The following is a 17,637-nucleotide window of genomic DNA, read 5'->3' on the forward strand; positions in this document are numbered from 1 at the left end:
TATTTTGGCAATACACAACCTGACTCTTGGCATCGTATAGCTTTTGTATTTTATACAGCACCAACCAACGGGGTGTTTGAAGTCTATATAGATGGAGAACTTGCTGGCGTAAAAGAGGATGGCGAAATCGATAGTCGCTGGGCACTCAATCAATCTGTATTGCTTTTTACAGATAACAATTATGAAACAGTACCAGGGTACTTAAATTCGCTGCTTTATGCAGGACGTGCTATGACCAGAGATGAAATTAAAAGTATGGGCGGCGCACAACAAAAGCTGTCTTTTGAGCAACCGACGCGAGTGCTAAATCAAACCATTGAGCGCCATTACCAAGCAGCTCCAGCAATTAAAACTAACATGTGGATAGAACAACGGAACAAGTTCTTTGGTAACGGCTCTTAAAGTGTAAACAATTACATACAAAAAGGCTTTTACTTATTAATTGTAAGAGGAGGTTTAGCGCAGGTTAAACCTCCTTTTTAGTATTTAAATACAATGACTTAAAAACAAATGCTCCCACTTGAATTTATACCATATAACTTCATTTTACTTAACTGTATTACAAACACGTAACTTTATAATAACCGTCCTATAAAATTTACACATGCACTACATACTAAATAGCGCCCCCCTCTTCCCCAAATTAAAAATCTGGTTGATTATCTACTGCAATATGACAACAACACATAATCGCAGTGCTTAATTGCGGGAGTAATAATAATGAGTGAAGTAAATAACTATTTGGGTTTAGTCGGTATTGAGTTTACCGAGTACGCAACACCTGATGCTGATTATATGGATAAAGTATTTACTGATTTTGGCTTCTCTAAGCTTAAAAAATTCAAAGGTAAAGACATTGTTTATTACAACCAAAACGATATTCACTTTTTACTGAATAACGAGCGTGAAGGTTTTTCTGCAGAATTTGCTAAAAGCCATGGCCCTGCTATTTGTTCAATGGGTTGGCGTGTTGAGAATGCGCAAAAAGCATTTGAAACAGCTGTAGAACGTGGTGCAAAACCAGCGACCGACTCAACGCATAAAAATATGCCTTACCCTGCGATCTATGGTATTGGCGACAGCCTAATTTACTTTATTGAACAATTTGGCGACAAAGGCACTATTTACGAAAGTGATTTTGAAGACTTAGAAACGCAAAATGTTGTAGAAGATAAAGGCTTTATCCGAATCGATCATTTAACCAATAACGTTTATAAAGGCACCATGGAAAAATGGGCTAACTTTTATAAAGACGTATTTGGTTTTACTGAAGTACGCTACTTTGACATTAAAGGTCAAAAAACAGCGCTTATTTCGTATGCACTAAAATCACCTTGTGGCACCTTCTCTATTCCAATAAACGAAGGTAAAGGTAACGATAACAACCAAATTGATGAATACCTTGGTGAGTACAACGGCCCAGGCGTTCAACATTTAGCGTTTTTAACAGATGACTTAGTAAGCTCTCTTGATAAGCTTGATAAATCAACAATTGCCACTTTAGATATTATCCCAGAGTACTACGATACTATTTTTGACCGTGTACCTTGGGTTGCTGAAGATAAAGAAAAAATTCGTGAGCATCAGATACTCGTAGATAGCCAAAGTGAAAATTGTTATTTATTACAAATTTTCTCTAAAAACTTATTTGGTCCAATCTTTATAGAAATGATCCAACGCGTTGATGATGGTGGCTTTGGTGAAGGTAACTTCCAAGCATTATTTGAATCAATCGAACGTGACCAAGAGCGTCGCGGCGTATTATAAAATATTTGAGTAAATTAAAAGCAGCGAACTTCGCTGCTTTTTGTCGTTTTAATATTTAAAAAGTATGGCGCCAAGTACAAGTATGATTAAATAAACTATACCTTGTCGCCATACAGTAAAATCCAAAGGAAATGTAATGAGCCTAATTAACGAAACCCACGATATTAATTTAACCAGCTGGGTAGAGTCAGCTAATGTTGATAATTGCGACTTCCCTATTCAAAACTTACCGTTTGCAGAGTTTCGCCGTAAAGGGTCTGATGAGGCCTTTCGTGGTGGTGTTGCAATTGGTGACCAAGTAATTGATTTAGCAAAACTGAGTAAATTAAATGTTTTAACAGGTGATGCTAAAACAGCCGCTGATGCAGCAAGTGAAGCAACTCTAAATACATTTATGGGTTTAGGGGGGCAGTATTGGTCAGCACTTCGTTTAGCGCTTTCAAAAGCACTACGAGCAGGCTCTGAGCACCAACAAGCGCTTAGCGATACATTGGTTGCACAGTCTGATATAGAGTATTCTTTGCCTTGTCGCATCGGTGATTACACCGACTTTTACACTTCTATTTATCATGCTACTGCTGTGGGTAGTTTGTTTCGCCCTGATAACCCACTACTACCTAACTATAAATGGGTACCTATTGGTTATCATGGTCGCTCTTCATCTATTGACGTATCGGGTCAAACATTTCATCGCCCTAAAGGCCAAACTAAAGCGCCTGATGCAGAAGTGCCATCATTCGGTCCTTGTAAACGCCTTGATTACGAACTAGAGCTTGGTATTTACTTAGGTAAAGGCAATGCACTGGGCGATGCAATCGCTATCGAAAATGCTGAAAACCATGTATTTGGCTTTTGTGTATTTAACGATTGGTCAGCACGTGACTTGCAAGCGTGGGAATATCAACCGCTTGGTCCATTTTTAGCTAAGAACTTTGCCTCAACTGTATCGCCTTGGATTGTAACAACCGAAGCATTAGCGCCTTATAGAACAAGCTGGACACGTGATGAAAACGATCCACAGCCTATGGACTATTTAGAGTCAAAAGCGAATCGCGACCAAGGTGCTTTTGACATTCAAATGGATGTTAAAATTCAAACACAAAAAATGCGTAGCGAAGGCCATAACCCAACGCGCGTATCAACATCTAGCTTTAAGCACTCTTACTGGACTGTGGCACAAATGGTTACTCACCACACAGTAAATGGCTGTAACTTTATGCCAGGTGACATGCTAGGTTCGGGCACTCAGTCTGGTCCAACACACGAAGAAGCAGGTTCATTACTTGAGCTTTCTCGTGGCGGTAAAGAAAAAATTACGCTAAGCAACGGCGAACAACGCAGCTTTTTAGAAGATGGCGATAACGTTATTATGCGTGGCTGGTGTGAAAAAGAAGGCTATGCACGTATAGGTTTTGGCTCTGTAGAGAGTACTGTACTGCCGGCAAAATAATACGAATACCAAAAAAATTATTAAAAGGGCTGCTTACTAAAAGCAGCCCTTTTTTATTAATTTTTGAACAGTTACAATTTTTTTCTAGCTTTTTTAACTCAAATTGCTATCTTAATTCGGTTAATAGCCAGTGTTTATATGCCATGTCAGTATTTATAAAGTCTTTTTATCATAAATTTTTCCCTGCTTGTCAGCTACTTATTCGTCAAAATGGCGAAGTTAAGCATGTTGTTTTAGCCTCTTGGTTTCAACTTCTTGTAGCGTTGCTTATTTTAGTCACTTTTACTTGGCTGAGTATTTCGAGCTTTCGTGTTTATACACAAACAAATAAAATCTCTGACATAAAACAAAATCAAATAACCGAGCAAACGCTGTGGCAACAAAAAGTCAGTGAGCAACAAGCCCTTCAAGCAACGCAGTTAGAGCAACTTGCAATTCTTGAGCAAAAGCAGGCGCTACTGCAAAGTATGATAGAATCCCTTCCTGCTTCAATTAGCAAAGATGTTATTAAGCTTGATACAGAACTTGATGTACCTATTAATGAAAATGGCAATGAATTTCATGAACCATTAGTCGATGAAAATCAAAAAGGTAAACAAGCACAGTTAATCGCTCCAATTACATTCGCAACAAGAGTGGCCAACTTAAATAATCATTATGAGCAAAGCTTTACCTATTTAGATAACCAAATTAGTGAACGTCACCAAGCCATTTTAGCTATGGTTAAAGGCGCAGGAATTGAGTCTGCGCTTGAGCAACACCTAATATTAAGCGCCCAGACAACTGCACAAGGTGGGCCACTTGATATATTTAACGAAACAAAAATTCCGAGCCACTTTTTAGCCATCGTTGATAAGCTATTAATATTAAATAATTTAGAAAACTTTTTAACTGAGCTACCAAATACCCTGCCTTTAGCTAAAGCTAAATACTATATTTCGAGTAATTTTGGCCTTAGAAAAGATCCCATGAATAGTAATCATGCCTTTCATAAAGGAATTGATTTAGCCGGTTGGCATAAAACCGAAATATTCGCTCCAGCAGACGCTGTAGTGCTTCGTGCCGGTCGTAATGGTGGTTATGGTAACTTTATTGAGCTTGAACATAAAAATGGCTTAGTGACTCGATTTGGACACTTAAATAAAATTAAAGTAAAGAAAGGTCAATCAATCACTAAACATGATGTAATCGGTTTAATGGGCAGCACCGGCCGAAGCACAGGCACGCATTTACACTACGAAGTATTACTTAATGGTAAACAAGTCAATCCTCTAAAAATAACAAAGGCGCTTTCTCGTGTTTGGTAGAAAAAAACAAAAAACAGTTAGCTCTAATTTAAAAAGAGTGAATCACACACCGTCTATTATTTCTGAAGACGTACGCCTTACAGGCACTTTAGTTAGCCAAGGTGAAGTACAGCTTGATGGCCGTATTGATGGTGACATAAAAGTGGAGCATTTAGTTATTGGCTCAGCGGGAGTTGTTGAAGGTATTGTTGAAGCTAAAAGCGTTATTGTTAAAGGTAAAGTTATTGGGTCAATTAATGCCAGTGAAGTAAAAGTACAAAGTGGCGCTCATGTTCATGGCGATGTATTTCACGATACATTGAGTATTGATGCAGGCGCAGTAATTGAAGGCAGTTTAAAGCAACGCTTTGAAAAAGAAGAGCCGGAACTAATTTCGAAAGAACTAAAACCCGCAAAAGAAGTTAAAGCATTATTGAAAGAAGATGGCAGCGACTTATCATTTGTAAATAAACAAGCCGCTGATAAAAGCTAAGTCAAATTAGCTTTACGTAAATTAATTTTTCTCAGTAATGTACATAGTAATATCTGCAGTGAAAACAAGCTCATTGCGGGTATTATACAGTTTAACCGGTACTACTAAGTCTTCTTTATCAATCCACTTGTGTGGTAAATCAATTTCAGCGACTGCTCGTACATCTGTATCTACTTTAGCCAAATACCTAACTGTCATCCCTTTTGGGATCCAACGATGCGTTTTAACTGGCACTGTTGCATCAACCATTACACCTGCACACAATTCAGCTAAGTTACACTGCGCAATTGCATGTATGGTACCAATGTGGTTATGAACACTTCGACGATTTTTAACCACCGCACTACAATGGCCCTCTCTCAAATCGAGTACGTAAGGTTTCATCGAACCAAAATATGGCGCTTTAAAGCAAACAGCTTTAGTAAAAAGCCAATTCCCAAAAGGTAGGCGCTTAAATTTATGCCATGTTTGTACAAGTGCAGATTTATTACTCATTATTATTTTCCATCAACAGTTACTTTATTAAAATTAACACATCAGACCAGTTTTAAAAAGTGCATTTATGCTGGCTTTTTAGCTTAATCCAATCAAAAAGTAAGAATGACGACCTATGCAGGGGTCATAAGCCCTTTCTTTTTTATGAGTGCCCACCTAAAATACTCGACAAAAGGAGACTCAATGCAAACACAGCCCGCTAAACCTAATATGACTTTGTTACTTATCTTAGCGTTACTCGTTATATTTTGCCCTATGGCAATCGATATTTACCTACCTGCTTTTCCAACTATTGCAGAACAATTTGCAGTTACTGAACAACAAGTACAGCAAACAGTTGCTATTTTTATGCTAACAGTAGGTCTAGGCCAATTAATTGCGGGCCCTTTGGCTGATAGATTTGGCCGAAAACCAGTGGCAGTAGTGGGCATTAGTTTGTATGCAAGCTCTGCATTACTCGCATACTACTCGCCTTCTTTTGAGATATTACTAATAGCACGTGCTTTTCAGGGGTTTGGAGCGTGTGCCACATTTGTTGTCGCATTTGCGATAGTGCGTGATAAATATGGTAGTGAACGAAGCGGACAAATGATTACCTACCTTAACGGGATTGTGTGCTTTATTCCGGCAATGGCACCTATTTTAGGGGCTTGGCTTACCGTACAGTTTGGCTGGCGTATGAACTTTATGTTTTTAACCGCGTTTGCTATTTTGGGCCTTATTGTTACCCTATTCTTTTTTAGAGAAACTCGTCCTGCTGATAGTCATTATCAGGGGCATATTTTAGATTTACGTCGCTTTACACCGATTATTAAAACACCGGTATTTTTGTTTAATAGCCTAATTTGTATGGTCTCAATGTCAGCCATATTAGTGTATGTAACGCTCGCACCAGGCTGGCTTATTACACATTTAGGGGGTACCGTAGCCGACTTTACTTTTTGGTTTACGTTAAATGCCGTAATAAGTATTGTCGCAAGTTTTATTTTACCTACCTACATTAAACGAAATAGCCAACGTGCTTTGCGTGTCGGTGTGAGTGTACTGGTTTTCTCAGGCATTTTAATGCTAGCCTTGAGTCATATAGAAACTGCATTTGCGCTTATGCTACCTATCTTAATTGCTGCATTAGGGTTTGCTTTAAGTTTAGGCTCTGCTGCAGGAATGTCTCTGTCTAGCTTTCCTAAACAAGCAGGCACAGCCTCTGCATTACTCGGTGCTATGCAAATGAGTGGCGCGAGTATACTTGTTGTTTTAACCCAATATTTAGGGCTAAGCACACCGTGGTTGATTGCTTTTCACTTATTATTGCTAGTTCCGCTTTGGCTTATTTTAATGAGCAAAAAAGCACATACTTTACACCCGGCTAAAAGTACTCAATGATCAATCCTGACTTTCTAGTCTCATTTTTATTAGCCAGTTTTTTAATGGCAGTAGCGCCTGGGCCATCAAATGCATTTTTGATGGCGCAAACATTTGCTAATGGTCGAAGTGCTGGTATGCAAAGTGCTTTTGGTTTTGCATTAGGTGGGGTTGTTCATACGCTATTTGCTGTTGTAGGCCTAAGCGCAGTACTGAAAGCTTCCCCTAGTGCCTATGCCGCAGTGCAATATGCAGGCGCAGCATACTTATGCTATTTAGGGTTTATGATGATTAAAGGCACGCTAAAGCAGCCAGAGCCGACATCTGATGACAAGCAAACCGATAAACCGCATATAAGTACCAGTAAAAAAAGTAATGTCATGTTTCAGGCCATGATGACTGAAGTATTAAACCCTAAAGTAGCATTATTCTTTATTGCATTTATTCCACAATTTGTAGATCCAACGCTTTCATCGGCTACTTTTCAGCTCGCATTTTTTGGCTTACTTTACCCTCTTTTTGCTTTTCCGATTGACTGCACGTATATTTATTTTGGCGACAAAATTGCACAGTTTTTTAGACGTAACCCAAATAGCCAACTTTGGATTGATAGGATCACTGGCATTGTATTTATTGCCCTTGCTATCAATCTATTATTTTAACTAACCTGCACTTTGGTTAAGAGATTTATTCTTCCGAGTTTAGGTTCATCAATAAAAAGAATTAGCATGGAACAAAAAACACAATCTCTTCCCGCACAAAAAAATATTGCTTTAGTGGCACACGATGGTAAAAAAGCAGCACTAAAATTATGGTGTGAAAAGCACAAAGAAATACTAAGTAAGCACACTTTATATGGCACAGGTACTACGGGGCATTTAATTCAAAAAACTACGGGGCTTGATGTAGTTCAGCTTTTAAGTGGTCCTATGGGCGGCGATCAACAACTTGGCGCTAAAATAGCAGAACATGAGATACATGTTTTAATATTTTTTTGGGACCCATTAGCATCACAGCCTCATGACCCTGATGTTAAAGCGCTGCTGCGTTTAGCAGCTGTTTGGAATATTCCGGTGGCGTGTAATGAAGTGAGTGCAGATATGTTATTAAGCTCACCGCTTATGGACGTAGAGCTTGAACGCACATTGCCAGATTACGAAAAATACCTCGCAACCCGACAAATAGATCTTTAAACCTCAATTGTAATCTAGGTTACTTATAAAGCATGCTGGCCCATTTAGTCAGGCCAGCGGTTACACTACCAAAGTGATCCCCGTTAACCATCTTTATATCGCCTAAGTGCTCACTTAAAGCCGCTTTAATCAATGGTGACTGCGCACTACCGCCTGTTAAGTAAATAATGTCTGGCGTGGTCGCAGCGTCGCTGATTGCTTGTTTTGCTAAAGTAACTATTTGGCTAATACTACTCTCAACGGCAACAGCTAAATCTCTTACAGATACATTTTTATTCAGCCCACTATCTAAAAAACTTAAATCACAATCAAACACACTAGCAGACGAAAGTGCTATTTTAGCCGCTTCACCTTGTTGCACTAACTGATGGCCTTGCTTGTTTTGCTGTAAATGTATTAAACGTTTATAAAGCTCAGGTGCACTTACATCACGTAATTGTGCGTTTAGCTCTCGGGTATGGCTTTCACTATAAAATTGGCTTTGTAAGTTTACATCGTTAATTTTACACGCTTGCCAAAACGCTTGATTAGGCAAAGGCAAACCCGATTTAAACGTACTACCTAAACCCAATAACGGCATTAAACCATGAAAGCTCAAAGCAATATCTAAATCGTTTCCGCCAACACGTTTACCACTGTGAGATAAAAAATCGCTATCGCGCTGGCTATTTCCTCTAAAGCTTGGGCCCATTTGTACAAATGAGCAGTCACTTGTACCACCACCAATATCAATAACGAGTACTTTTTGATCCTGAGTTAAATCACTCTCGTAATCGATACCCGCAGCAAGTGGCTCATATAAAAACTCTACGTCTTTAAAACCAGCACGTTTAGCAGCACGCTCTAAAATACCGACCGCTTGTTGATTTGATTGCTCACCACCCACAGCTTGAAAGTTTACTGGGCGACCAATCACTGTTTGTGTAAGTGTTTTACCTAAAGAGAGCTCAGCACGTTGCTTAATTTTTAAGATCATCGCGGTTGCGATATCTTCAAAAAAGTTAATTTGACCTTGCTTTAAACCTGTTGCACCAAAAAATGATTTAGGAGACTTAACAAAATAGCCTTCTTCAGGAAACTGCACGTACTCGCTAATCGCTTCACGACCAATAAATAGGGTTTCATCTGAAGGTTGTAAATCAAGGTCTGACTTAATACGAGGTAAGGTATTTAATAATGCTTGGCGCTGCGTTAAAAAGTCATGCTCATGGGCTGTGCCATGTAAATGCTTAGCAACAAAATCAACAACCAACGCGCTGTGATGAGTGTAAAGTGTAGACGGTAAGTAATGTTTTCCTTGCTCTAGCGGTACTAATTGAACATTACCCTCGCTCATTACACCCATAGCACAATTAGAACTACCGTAATCAAAACCTACAAACATACTTCACCACACATTACCAAAAAGGCCGCGCAATTTAGCACACTTTGTAAAATTTATAAATGTTATAAACTATCTCTGACCCGTAAAAAACTGGCAAAACGCGGTAACCCATTTTTTGTTAAGCCATGAAATCGGTACGTTACAGTACTACCAATCTCCGGTGGGATGGAGCGCTGTGCATCATTAAACCCAGTACCAATAGAAAATACCTGCCCCTGCGCTGTTTTTACCCTTAATGCCCCTAACATACCTTGATATTTACCTTTGCCTGGTAAGTGCGCAATTACAACCGCTTCTGCATCTAAATAAGGTTTTAATTTTAGTAATGCATTACTTCTTCCATTGCTGTGCTTAGCGCTGGCCAAATGAAGCATTACTCCCTCGCCGCCCTGCTTAGTTATGTTCTCAAAATACTCTGTAAGTTGCTCATTATTTGTAAAGCTATATTGAACTACAGCACTAATGTGCGGCGAGTTTAGGCTAGTAATAAGCTCATTATAGTTTTTATAACGAGTGCTAAAAGGCAGATTTTTATCTGGCATATCAAATACTTTATAAGTAATAGTTTGCCAATCATGATTATTAGGTTTTTTAGTTCTGACTATGCCACTAAGCGCAGAAAAGTGCTCACGTTTAGTCCACAGCTCACCATCAAGCCATACATTTGGCAATGGCACTGTAAACCAACTTGGCGCATTGATAATATTACCCTTACGAGTGACAAACTGCGTGCCGGTCCAGATAGCTCTTACGCCATCATATTTTTCACTGACTAAATATTTACTTACATCATAATGCTTAGTTTCGTCATATACTTTAGCCAGTAAAACAGACGGTTGTGCTGCACTTATGCATTGCGTAAAAAGTACAATAACAATTAAAAGCAGGTGTTTAATAGTAAACATTGGCGCATCCAAGCACGTAAAAGTTGGCTTAAACTATAGTTGAGATTGCGCCCATTGCCAAAACTCATCTAAGTTGCTCATTTGATAGGTAGCTTGGCTAAAGTCGTGATCTTTAGTATGGCTATTGGCAATGGCTACAACACGTAACAAAGCATTATTAGCAGCTGTTACCCCTGTGTAAGTATCCTCAACAGCAATTGCATTGCCAGGTTGTATATTTATCTGCTCAAGTGCCAGTAAATACGGATCCCCTGCAGGTTTAGGATTAGTTACATCATCTTTTGTAACCACCGTATCAAACAGCTCATAAAACCCTAAGCCTTTCAGTATTGGCATAGCTTCACTTTTAGCACTGCCTGTTACTAGCGCCATTTTTAAGCCACTCGCTTTTACAGCTTTCAATGTTTGCTCTGTAAATGGCATCAGTGGCGGTAAATGTGTTACTACATATTCACCAAATAAACGGTATTTTTCATCTGCTAAAAACTGTGCACTTACCGATAAGTTATGCTCTTGCTTAATTTCAATTGCGGCTTCTAAAGTGGGCCGTCCCGAAAAGCGCTGACAAAAATCATTTTCTAAATAACTAACACCGTAGGGTTTAAGTAATTTACTCCAGCATACAAAGTGCATGCTTTCTGAATCAACTAATGTGCCATCCATATCAAATAATATTGCTTTTAAAGTCATCCTCATTCCTTATTTAACTTGTGCTAAATTTTGACAATAAAAAAGGCGCCTTAAGCACCTTTTATATAAATACAGTTATTGCGTTAAGCCTGCTGGCGGCTCACCCGTTGCTTCCTCACCCGTTTCAACATCAACAAGCTCGTAGCCACGCGTTTTACGTACAACTTTAAGTACTGGTTTATCAAATGCAGTTTTTAAACGCTCAGAGTCATCTTTCAACTCATCTAAGGTTGTTCCAAAAGGGGCTGCGCCAGTTTCTGACCAGTTAGTTACTTTACCATTTAGGTTATATTCTACTTCATGTATTTGATATTGCGCTGCTTCGTCTTTCGTTGCTTCACAAAAAATTACACGGTAATTCCAAAATCCAGCCATCTTTTTATCTCTTTAAATTAATTAACGCTACTTTACCAGCTTTATAAAAACATAAAAGCCTGCACAAGGCAGGCTTTTAAAAATTAATATAATTTAAGGTTATCTCTAGAAGAAGTTAACTTTAAATTCAGCACCAACATAACGCTCTTCGTTAACAATACCTGTATTGTTATTGAAATCTACAGCGCCAATAACTTGTTGCTCGTCAAATAAGTTACGAACAAACGCAGCAACTTCGTATTCGTAATCGCCTTCAGACCATGTGTAACCTGTACGAAGACCTGTTTCAATAAGCTCTTTACCTTCAAACTCTACTGATTCGTAAAGGAACATATTGATTTTACTACGATAAGAAATATCACCGCTTGCGAAGAAATTACCATCGGCAAGTTCTTTAGTGTAGCGAAGCGTAAAGTTAGAGATCCACTCAGGAGCATGCGGTAAGCTATTACCATCAAGTACAGCAAGACCAGAACCATTAATTGGGTCAGTTACAGTACATTGAGCACAAACAGCGACAGCTAAATCGTTATCTTTAATTTCTGTTTTATTGTAGCTTAAGTTAAACGTTGCATTAAACTCATCGCTTAATACCCACTGCGTATCTAACTCAAAACCATAGCCAGTCGTTTTATCAGCATTAACTAAACGGTTAAAGTTAGCACCACCGCCTACAGCAGTAAGCTGTTGGTCGTCCATCGTGTAGTAAAATACAGTTGCATTTACACGGCCTTGGCCGTCTAGCACGTCTGATTTAATACCTGTCTCGTACGATGTTACCGTTTCTGACTCAGCTGTTGTAACGTCATCACCAAATAAAATACGACCTTGTAAACTAGGTGCGCGGAAGCTGTTTGCTACACGGCCGTACCAGTTAACATCATCGTTTACTTTATAGTTTGCAGATAAATCCCAGCTAACATGGTCGTCACTAACATCACGCTCTACAAGTAATGCACCGCCACCAATTGGGCTAAGTGTACGATCAGCTACAAAATCTTTATCATCATCAGAATAACGAAGGCCCGCTGTTACTTTTAAATCATCTGAAAAAGTATAATCTACAGAACCAAATACAGCCCATGCAGTTGTGTCTTGTTGTTGGCGAACATAACCATTTAAAGCACCAGCATTAGGTGTTGAGAATGTATCGTAGCTGAAGTTTTCAATCGTTAGCTCTTCATCAAAGTAAAATACACCTACTTGATAATTTAAGTCACCATCAAAGTTACTAGATAAACGTAGCTCTTGCGTCAACTGGTCGTGATCTGGAATGCCATCAGCACTTTCTGAAGAGAAAGGGATAAAACCGGGTCCCATGAAATCTGGAATATAAGAAGCACCATAACCGCCGTCGATGTCAGCGCGAGAATAAATTTCAGCACTTTCCCATGCAGAAATAGAAGTGATTGTGTGGTTTTTAAGTTCCCACTCAAGCTTTAAGCTTGCACCTTCCGATTCTACTTGTTGAGTAGAGCGAGATGCCGCATCTTGATAAACAACATCATTTTCGTAGTTATCTACTAGCTCATTAGTACCCGCTTTAATTACATTTGCACGAAAGGCAATTGGTGAGCCATCTAAGTCACGTGTGTGATAGTTTAATAAAGCAGTAAAATCATCGCCTTCATATAAAAACTGAACGCGTGCCGCTTTTTCAGTGTAACCACCTTGCTCATCTTTAGCTTCAAAGCCTGGAGCTTGGTTATCAATGTAATCGTCTTTGTCTTGCCATAATAATGAAACACGAGCAGATAAACGGTCAGTTAAAGCACCACCTACAGCACCACTTGTATCTACAGCACCACGGCTACCGTATGAAACAGAGCCATAACCATCAAATTCTTGGCTTGGTTTAACAGTATCAAACTTAACAAGGCCAGCTGGCGTGTTACGGCCAAATAGCGTTCCTTGAGGACCACGTAATACTTCTACGCGTTCAACATCAAATACTGGGAAACCTTTTAAAATTGCATTTTCTTGAACTACTTCATCAACAACAAGTGATACTGGTTGTGATGCATTCAAATCGAAATCGGTATTACCTAAACCACGAACGTAAAAGCGTGGGAATGAACGACCAAATGAAGACTCAATAGATAAACTTGGAATTTTCGCATTTAAAAAGCGAATATCCATACCTGCAGAGCTATATGCATCAAGGTTATCACCTTGTAATGCAGATACTGCTACAGGTACTTCTTGTGCATTTTCTACGCGTTTACGGGCGGTAACTTGAATAACTTCTAGTTGATTGCTTTTTTTAGCCGTTTCTTCTTCAGCGGCGAATGCTGAAATAGATGTGCCAGCAGCAGATAGTAGTGCAGCGTTAATAATTGTCGCTATTGCAGATTTCTTTAATGATTTCATGTCGGGTATTAACCTTTAGTATGCACTCTTGTTCAACGGTTTTTTGTGTTGCGCAATGTATTCATTGCGGGCTCGTACAATTTTTCGCGACTTGCTATATGGCGCGCGGACCTCATCACCGAGAGTACAAAACGGAGTAACAAGGCTGAACGAACAATTAAGATTATACCATTGTGTAATAATTTTACTGCATAAATATGAACATAAATGGAAACTTTTTTGCAACATTTAACTACAAGATTGCGTGTTTTTATCAATATTTAGATGCAAAAACCTAATAATGAGGACATATGTCCTTTATTGAAGTTCGCGAAGTAAAGTAGGAAAAATAGATTGCTTTACATATTAACCCAAAATAGAAACGTTGTGGTTACTCATAAAAAAGTCACCCGCAAGCGACTTTTTTTATTAGAACTACGACCTTTTAAAAGCAATTTCACCATCTATATGAATATCGCGCTGTGGAAACGCAATCACTACATCATGCTCTTCAAATACAGCATAAATACTAAAACGAATATCACTGCGCACTTTTCTAAGCATGGTTTCAGACTCGGCGCATACCCAAAAAATAGCATTAAATACAAGCGAGCTATCTGCAAAGTCATCAAATAACACTGATGACTTTGGATTAACCAATATTGCATCATGATCATCAAGCACTTGCTGGATAAGCTTTTTAACCAGTATAACGTCTGAACCATACGCAACGCCGACACTGACCGATGAGCGTGCATTGCCATCTATCAGCGTCCAGTTTGTTACTGTATTTTCGAGCAATTGAGAATTAGGTATAAGCATATGTACGCCGTCATTTCGGCGAATACGTGTAGAACGCGTATTAATAGTTTCAACTACGCCCTTTGCGTTACCTACCTCTAAAAAGTCACCAATGCGAATTGGACGTTCCCACATCAATATCCAACCGCTGATAAAGTTATTAATAATGTTTTGTGCACCAAAACCTACACCAATAGCAATCGCACCGGATACAAAAGCAAATGCCGTAAGCGGGATGCTGAGCACTTCAAGCGATGTAAAAATTAAAATTGCGATACTTAAAATAAAGTAAATACGAGTAAACAAATGCACTGCATCTTGGCTTATTTTTTTAGCGAGTAATGTTTTTTTAATAAGCTTGCCAATACGTGTGACTACAAACCACATAGCAAACAATATAAGTGGCACTTGAATTACTTTTGCTACCGTAATATTCACATCGTTATAAGTGAATATTACAAAGGCTAAGTATTGATTAATTTGTTCGAGGGTCATAAGTGTTCCCAATATCTTTTTTGATTGTTATTTGTTCACTAAAAATAAGTGTGGTTCAGTTTTCGCTAAGCTTAGCACGTCATAATATAACTAAAACGCCAAGTTAATAAGTTCAATATGAATTTTATAAACAATTTATTAACTCTTTATTGCACCGAGTGCTATATAAATAGTGTACAAGCACTGGAGATCACATATGACACAACTTACTCTAAATCAAAGACTCGCTACTTTGCAGCCGCAGGTAGATTTAAAATTGTTTGAAAGCAGCCTAGATTACCGAAATAAAGTTTTGTGCTTGCTGGCCGAACAAGAGCAAACTCTAGCAACTATTAATAAAGAGTTTGGGCAGCAATCTAATAGCTTTGGCTCAGAGAAAAAATTTGTTTTAGGTTATAACTAACCCCCTCTCAAGCACACAATCGTATAATTAAGTAGCTTTAACGTTTGATTTTAGAGCTACTTTTACCCACCTTAATACTAATTATTAGCTAATTTGCGTTCAAATCCCCCTTAATACCGATAAACTTTATTGTATAAACCCACAAATTTGATAAGTTAACTAGGTTTTTCGACTCGCAAAGCCTATTTCGGCTAATCTTTTTATGGAGTTATTATGCGTAAAACCCTGATCGCCACTACTATTGCTAGTGCCCTAATCCTATCGGCTTGTTCTTCTAACGAACCTCAAGACATGGCAAAAGAGAGCGCAGCACAAGTGCAAGACATGAACGCAAACAATGTTTTATTCAAACCCAGCCCATTACAATACATGGCACCTGAGTTTGATAAGTTTGGTACAAAAGACTACGAAGCCGGCTTTGATGCTGGTATTGCTCAGCATACTGCGCAAATACAAGCTATTGCTAACAACCCAGCTCCTGCAACTTTTAAAAATACATTAGTTGAAATGGAAATGTCTGGCGAGCTACTAAACCGTGTATCAGCTGCTTTTTATAACCTTTCAGGTTTGATTTCTGATGACGAATACCAACGTATAAGTAAAAAAATGGCGCCGGTATTATCTGCTCACTCTGACGACATTTACTTAAATGGTGCATTATTCAAGCGCGTACAAACTATTTACGACAACAAAGACTCGCTTAATGCTGAAGATCAACGCCTTGTGGATTTTTACTATAAGCAATTTGTAAAAGCAGGCGCTAAATTAAATGACGCTGAAAAAGCAAAAATGCGTGAAATCAACTCACAACTTGCAGAGCTTTCTACTGCGTTTTCTCAAAACATTTTAAAATCGTTTAAAGAAGATGTCATTGTAGTTACCGATAAATCTAAACTTGCTGGCCTTTCTGAAGGTGAAATTGCAGGTCTTGCGGCCGCTGCTAAAAAAGCAGGTAAAGACGGCTACATGATCACGCTGGTAAATACGACCCAACAGCCAATTTTATCAAGCCTTGAAAACCGCGACCTACGTGAGCAAATATTTAAAGCCTCTGCTAACCGTGCAGCAAAAACTAACGGCCCAATTATTATTGAAGAAACAAACCTACGCGCTCAAAAAGCAGAGCTACTAGGGTTTAAAGATTGGGCATCGTATGTAATGACTTCGCGTATGGCACAAACAACTGACAACGTGTACGGCATTTTAGATGACCTAGCACCAAAAGCAGTTGAAAAAGCTAAAATTGAAGCAGCTGCTATTCAAAAAGTAATTAACGATTCAGGTGAAAGCTTTGAGCTTAAACCATGGGATTGGGCTTTTTACGCAGAAAAAGTACGTGCTGAAAAGTACGACTTAGATCCTGCCCTTGTTAAGCCTTACTTTGAAATGGATTCTGTAATTCACGATGGTTTATTCTTTGCAATGAACAAGCTATACGGTATTACATTTAAAGAGCGTAAAGACTTACCGGTTTATCATGAAGATGTTACAGCCTACGAAGTATTCAACGCTGACGGCAGCGCCATCGGTTTATTTTACCTAGACCCATACGCACGTGAAGGTAAGCGTGGCGGTGCATGGATGAGCGCTTACGTAAGTCAAAGCGGCTTAAAAGGCACTAAACCTGTAATTTACAATGCCCAAAACATTCCAAAACCTGCTGCAGGCGAGCCAACGTTAATGACGTTTGACGAAGTGTCAACTATGTTCCATGAGTTTGGTCATGCGGCGCACGGTTTATTCTCTGACGTTAAATACCCAAGCTTAGCAGGTACTGCTACAGCGCGTGACTTTGTTGAGTTTCCGTCGCAAGCGAATGAAGATTGGATGATTGAACCTACGGTACTTGCTAACTACGCCAAACACTACAAAACAGGTGAGCCAATTCCACAAGCTTTACTTGATAAAGTACTTGCATCGCAAAAATTCAACCAAGGTTTTGGTACCACTGAATATTTAGCAGCTGCTTTACTTGATATGGAATGGCACTCGTTTGGCTCAGATAAAAAAATTACTGATGTTCAAAAGTTTGAAAGCGATGCGCTAAAAGCACACGGTATTGATTACTACCCTGTACCACCGCGTTATAAATCAAACTACTTTAGCCATACATTTGCCGGTGGTTACTCTGCGGGTTACTACGCATACCTTTGGACTGAAGTATTTGCAGCCGATGCCTTTGCACACAT

The 17,637-nt window shown here is 39.0% G+C and carries 16 protein-coding genes and 1 pseudogene; 10 read left to right on the plus strand and 7 right to left on the minus strand.

Annotated features, from left to right (window positions below; translation table 11 throughout):
* From L652_RS01000000124030 to L652_RS0117000, 5 genes and pseudogenes are all read left to right on the plus strand, one after another.
* Positions 1-402 (plus strand): annotated as a pseudogene (locus tag L652_RS01000000124030) (metallophosphatase); the annotation flags it as partial.
* 318 nt (positions 403-720) lie between these two features.
* Entirely contained in the window at positions 721-1,767 is a 1,047-nt protein-coding gene (gene hppD / locus L652_RS0116985; protein ID WP_002958202.1) for a 4-hydroxyphenylpyruvate dioxygenase, read from the plus strand.
* A 136-nt stretch (positions 1,768-1,903) separates the two neighbouring features.
* Positions 1,904-3,217 carry a fumarylacetoacetase gene (gene fahA, locus L652_RS0116990; RefSeq protein ID WP_024595673.1) on the plus strand — a complete coding sequence of 438 codons (1,314 nt, stop codon included), beginning with the start codon at positions 1,904-1,906 and terminating at the stop codon, positions 3,215-3,217.
* Between the two features lie 143 nt (positions 3,218-3,360).
* Entirely contained in the window at positions 3,361-4,524 is a 1,164-nt protein-coding gene (locus tag L652_RS0116995; RefSeq protein WP_024595672.1) for a M23 family metallopeptidase, read from the plus strand.
* Positions 4,514-4,996 (plus strand): polymer-forming cytoskeletal protein, encoded by a 483-nt coding sequence (locus L652_RS0117000; protein ID WP_002958196.1) that lies wholly within the window; start codon positions 4,514-4,516, stop codon positions 4,994-4,996. The genes L652_RS0116995 and L652_RS0117000 overlap by 11 nt, the downstream gene beginning before the upstream one ends.
* 21 nt (positions 4,997-5,017) lie before the next feature.
* Here L652_RS0117000 and L652_RS0117005 read toward each other — a convergent pair whose 3' ends face one another.
* Positions 5,018-5,491, minus strand: coding sequence for a hotdog fold domain-containing protein (locus L652_RS0117005; protein WP_024595671.1), 474 nt, complete (start codon positions 5,489-5,491; stop codon positions 5,018-5,020).
* Positions 5,492-5,674: 183 nt separating this feature from the next.
* Between L652_RS0117005 and L652_RS0117010 the strand changes: the two genes are divergently transcribed.
* The 3 genes from L652_RS0117010 to L652_RS0117020 all read left to right on the plus strand — a co-directional run bounded on the left by L652_RS0117010 (position 5,675) and on the right by L652_RS0117020 (position 8,046).
* Positions 5,675-6,874: a multidrug effflux MFS transporter gene (locus tag L652_RS0117010; protein ID WP_002958193.1), complete on the plus strand. Its 1,200-nt coding sequence runs from the start codon at positions 5,675-5,677 to the stop codon at positions 6,872-6,874.
* Positions 6,871-7,515 carry a LysE family translocator gene (locus tag L652_RS0117015; RefSeq protein ID WP_024595670.1) on the plus strand — a complete coding sequence of 215 codons (645 nt, stop codon included), beginning with the start codon at positions 6,871-6,873 and terminating at the stop codon, positions 7,513-7,515. Before L652_RS0117010 ends, L652_RS0117015 begins: the two co-directional genes overlap by 4 nt.
* 66 nt (positions 7,516-7,581) lie before the next feature.
* Complete coding sequence (locus tag L652_RS0117020; RefSeq protein WP_002958191.1) at positions 7,582-8,046, plus strand: methylglyoxal synthase; 465 nt, start codon at positions 7,582-7,584, stop codon at positions 8,044-8,046.
* A gap of 19 nt (positions 8,047-8,065) precedes the next feature.
* Here L652_RS0117020 and yegD read toward each other — a convergent pair whose 3' ends face one another.
* The 6 genes from yegD to L652_RS0117050 all read right to left on the minus strand — a co-directional run bounded on the left by yegD (position 8,066) and on the right by L652_RS0117050 (position 15,045).
* Positions 8,066-9,430, minus strand: a complete 1,365-nt coding sequence (gene yegD / locus L652_RS0117025; protein ID WP_024595669.1) for a molecular chaperone — start codon at positions 9,428-9,430, stop codon at positions 8,066-8,068.
* Between the two features lie 62 nt (positions 9,431-9,492).
* On the minus strand, positions 9,493-10,335 hold the full coding sequence (locus L652_RS0117030; RefSeq protein WP_024595668.1) for a DNA ligase: 843 nt from the start codon (positions 10,333-10,335) through the stop codon (positions 9,493-9,495).
* Positions 10,336-10,368: 33 nt separating this feature from the next.
* Complete coding sequence (locus tag L652_RS0117035; RefSeq protein ID WP_024595667.1) at positions 10,369-11,025, minus strand: HAD family phosphatase; 657 nt, start codon at positions 11,023-11,025, stop codon at positions 10,369-10,371.
* A gap of 75 nt (positions 11,026-11,100) precedes the next feature.
* On the minus strand, positions 11,101-11,400 hold the full coding sequence (locus L652_RS0117040; protein ID WP_002958185.1) for a hypothetical protein: 300 nt from the start codon (positions 11,398-11,400) through the stop codon (positions 11,101-11,103).
* Between the two features lie 105 nt (positions 11,401-11,505).
* Positions 11,506-13,770, minus strand: a complete 2,265-nt coding sequence (locus L652_RS0117045; RefSeq protein ID WP_024595666.1) for a TonB-dependent receptor — start codon at positions 13,768-13,770, stop codon at positions 11,506-11,508.
* A gap of 414 nt (positions 13,771-14,184) precedes the next feature.
* The gene (locus L652_RS0117050) at positions 14,185-15,045 is read right to left on the minus strand and encodes a mechanosensitive ion channel domain-containing protein (protein WP_002958183.1); all 861 of its coding nucleotides are present in this window, start codon (positions 15,043-15,045) and stop codon (positions 14,185-14,187) included.
* 196 nt (positions 15,046-15,241) lie between these two features.
* On the opposite strand from L652_RS0117050, the gene L652_RS0117055 reads away from it, so the two are divergent.
* Complete coding sequence (locus L652_RS0117055) at positions 15,242-15,448, plus strand: hypothetical protein (protein ID WP_002958182.1); 207 nt, start codon at positions 15,242-15,244, stop codon at positions 15,446-15,448.
* 213 nt (positions 15,449-15,661) lie between these two features.
* The coding region (locus tag L652_RS0117060) for a M3 family metallopeptidase (RefSeq protein WP_024603570.1) at positions 15,662-17,637 on the plus strand (1,976 nt) is incomplete at its 3' end.

Source organism: Pseudoalteromonas sp. TB25 (assembly GCF_000497995.1).
GTDB lineage: Bacteria > Pseudomonadota > Gammaproteobacteria > Enterobacterales > Alteromonadaceae > Pseudoalteromonas > Pseudoalteromonas distincta.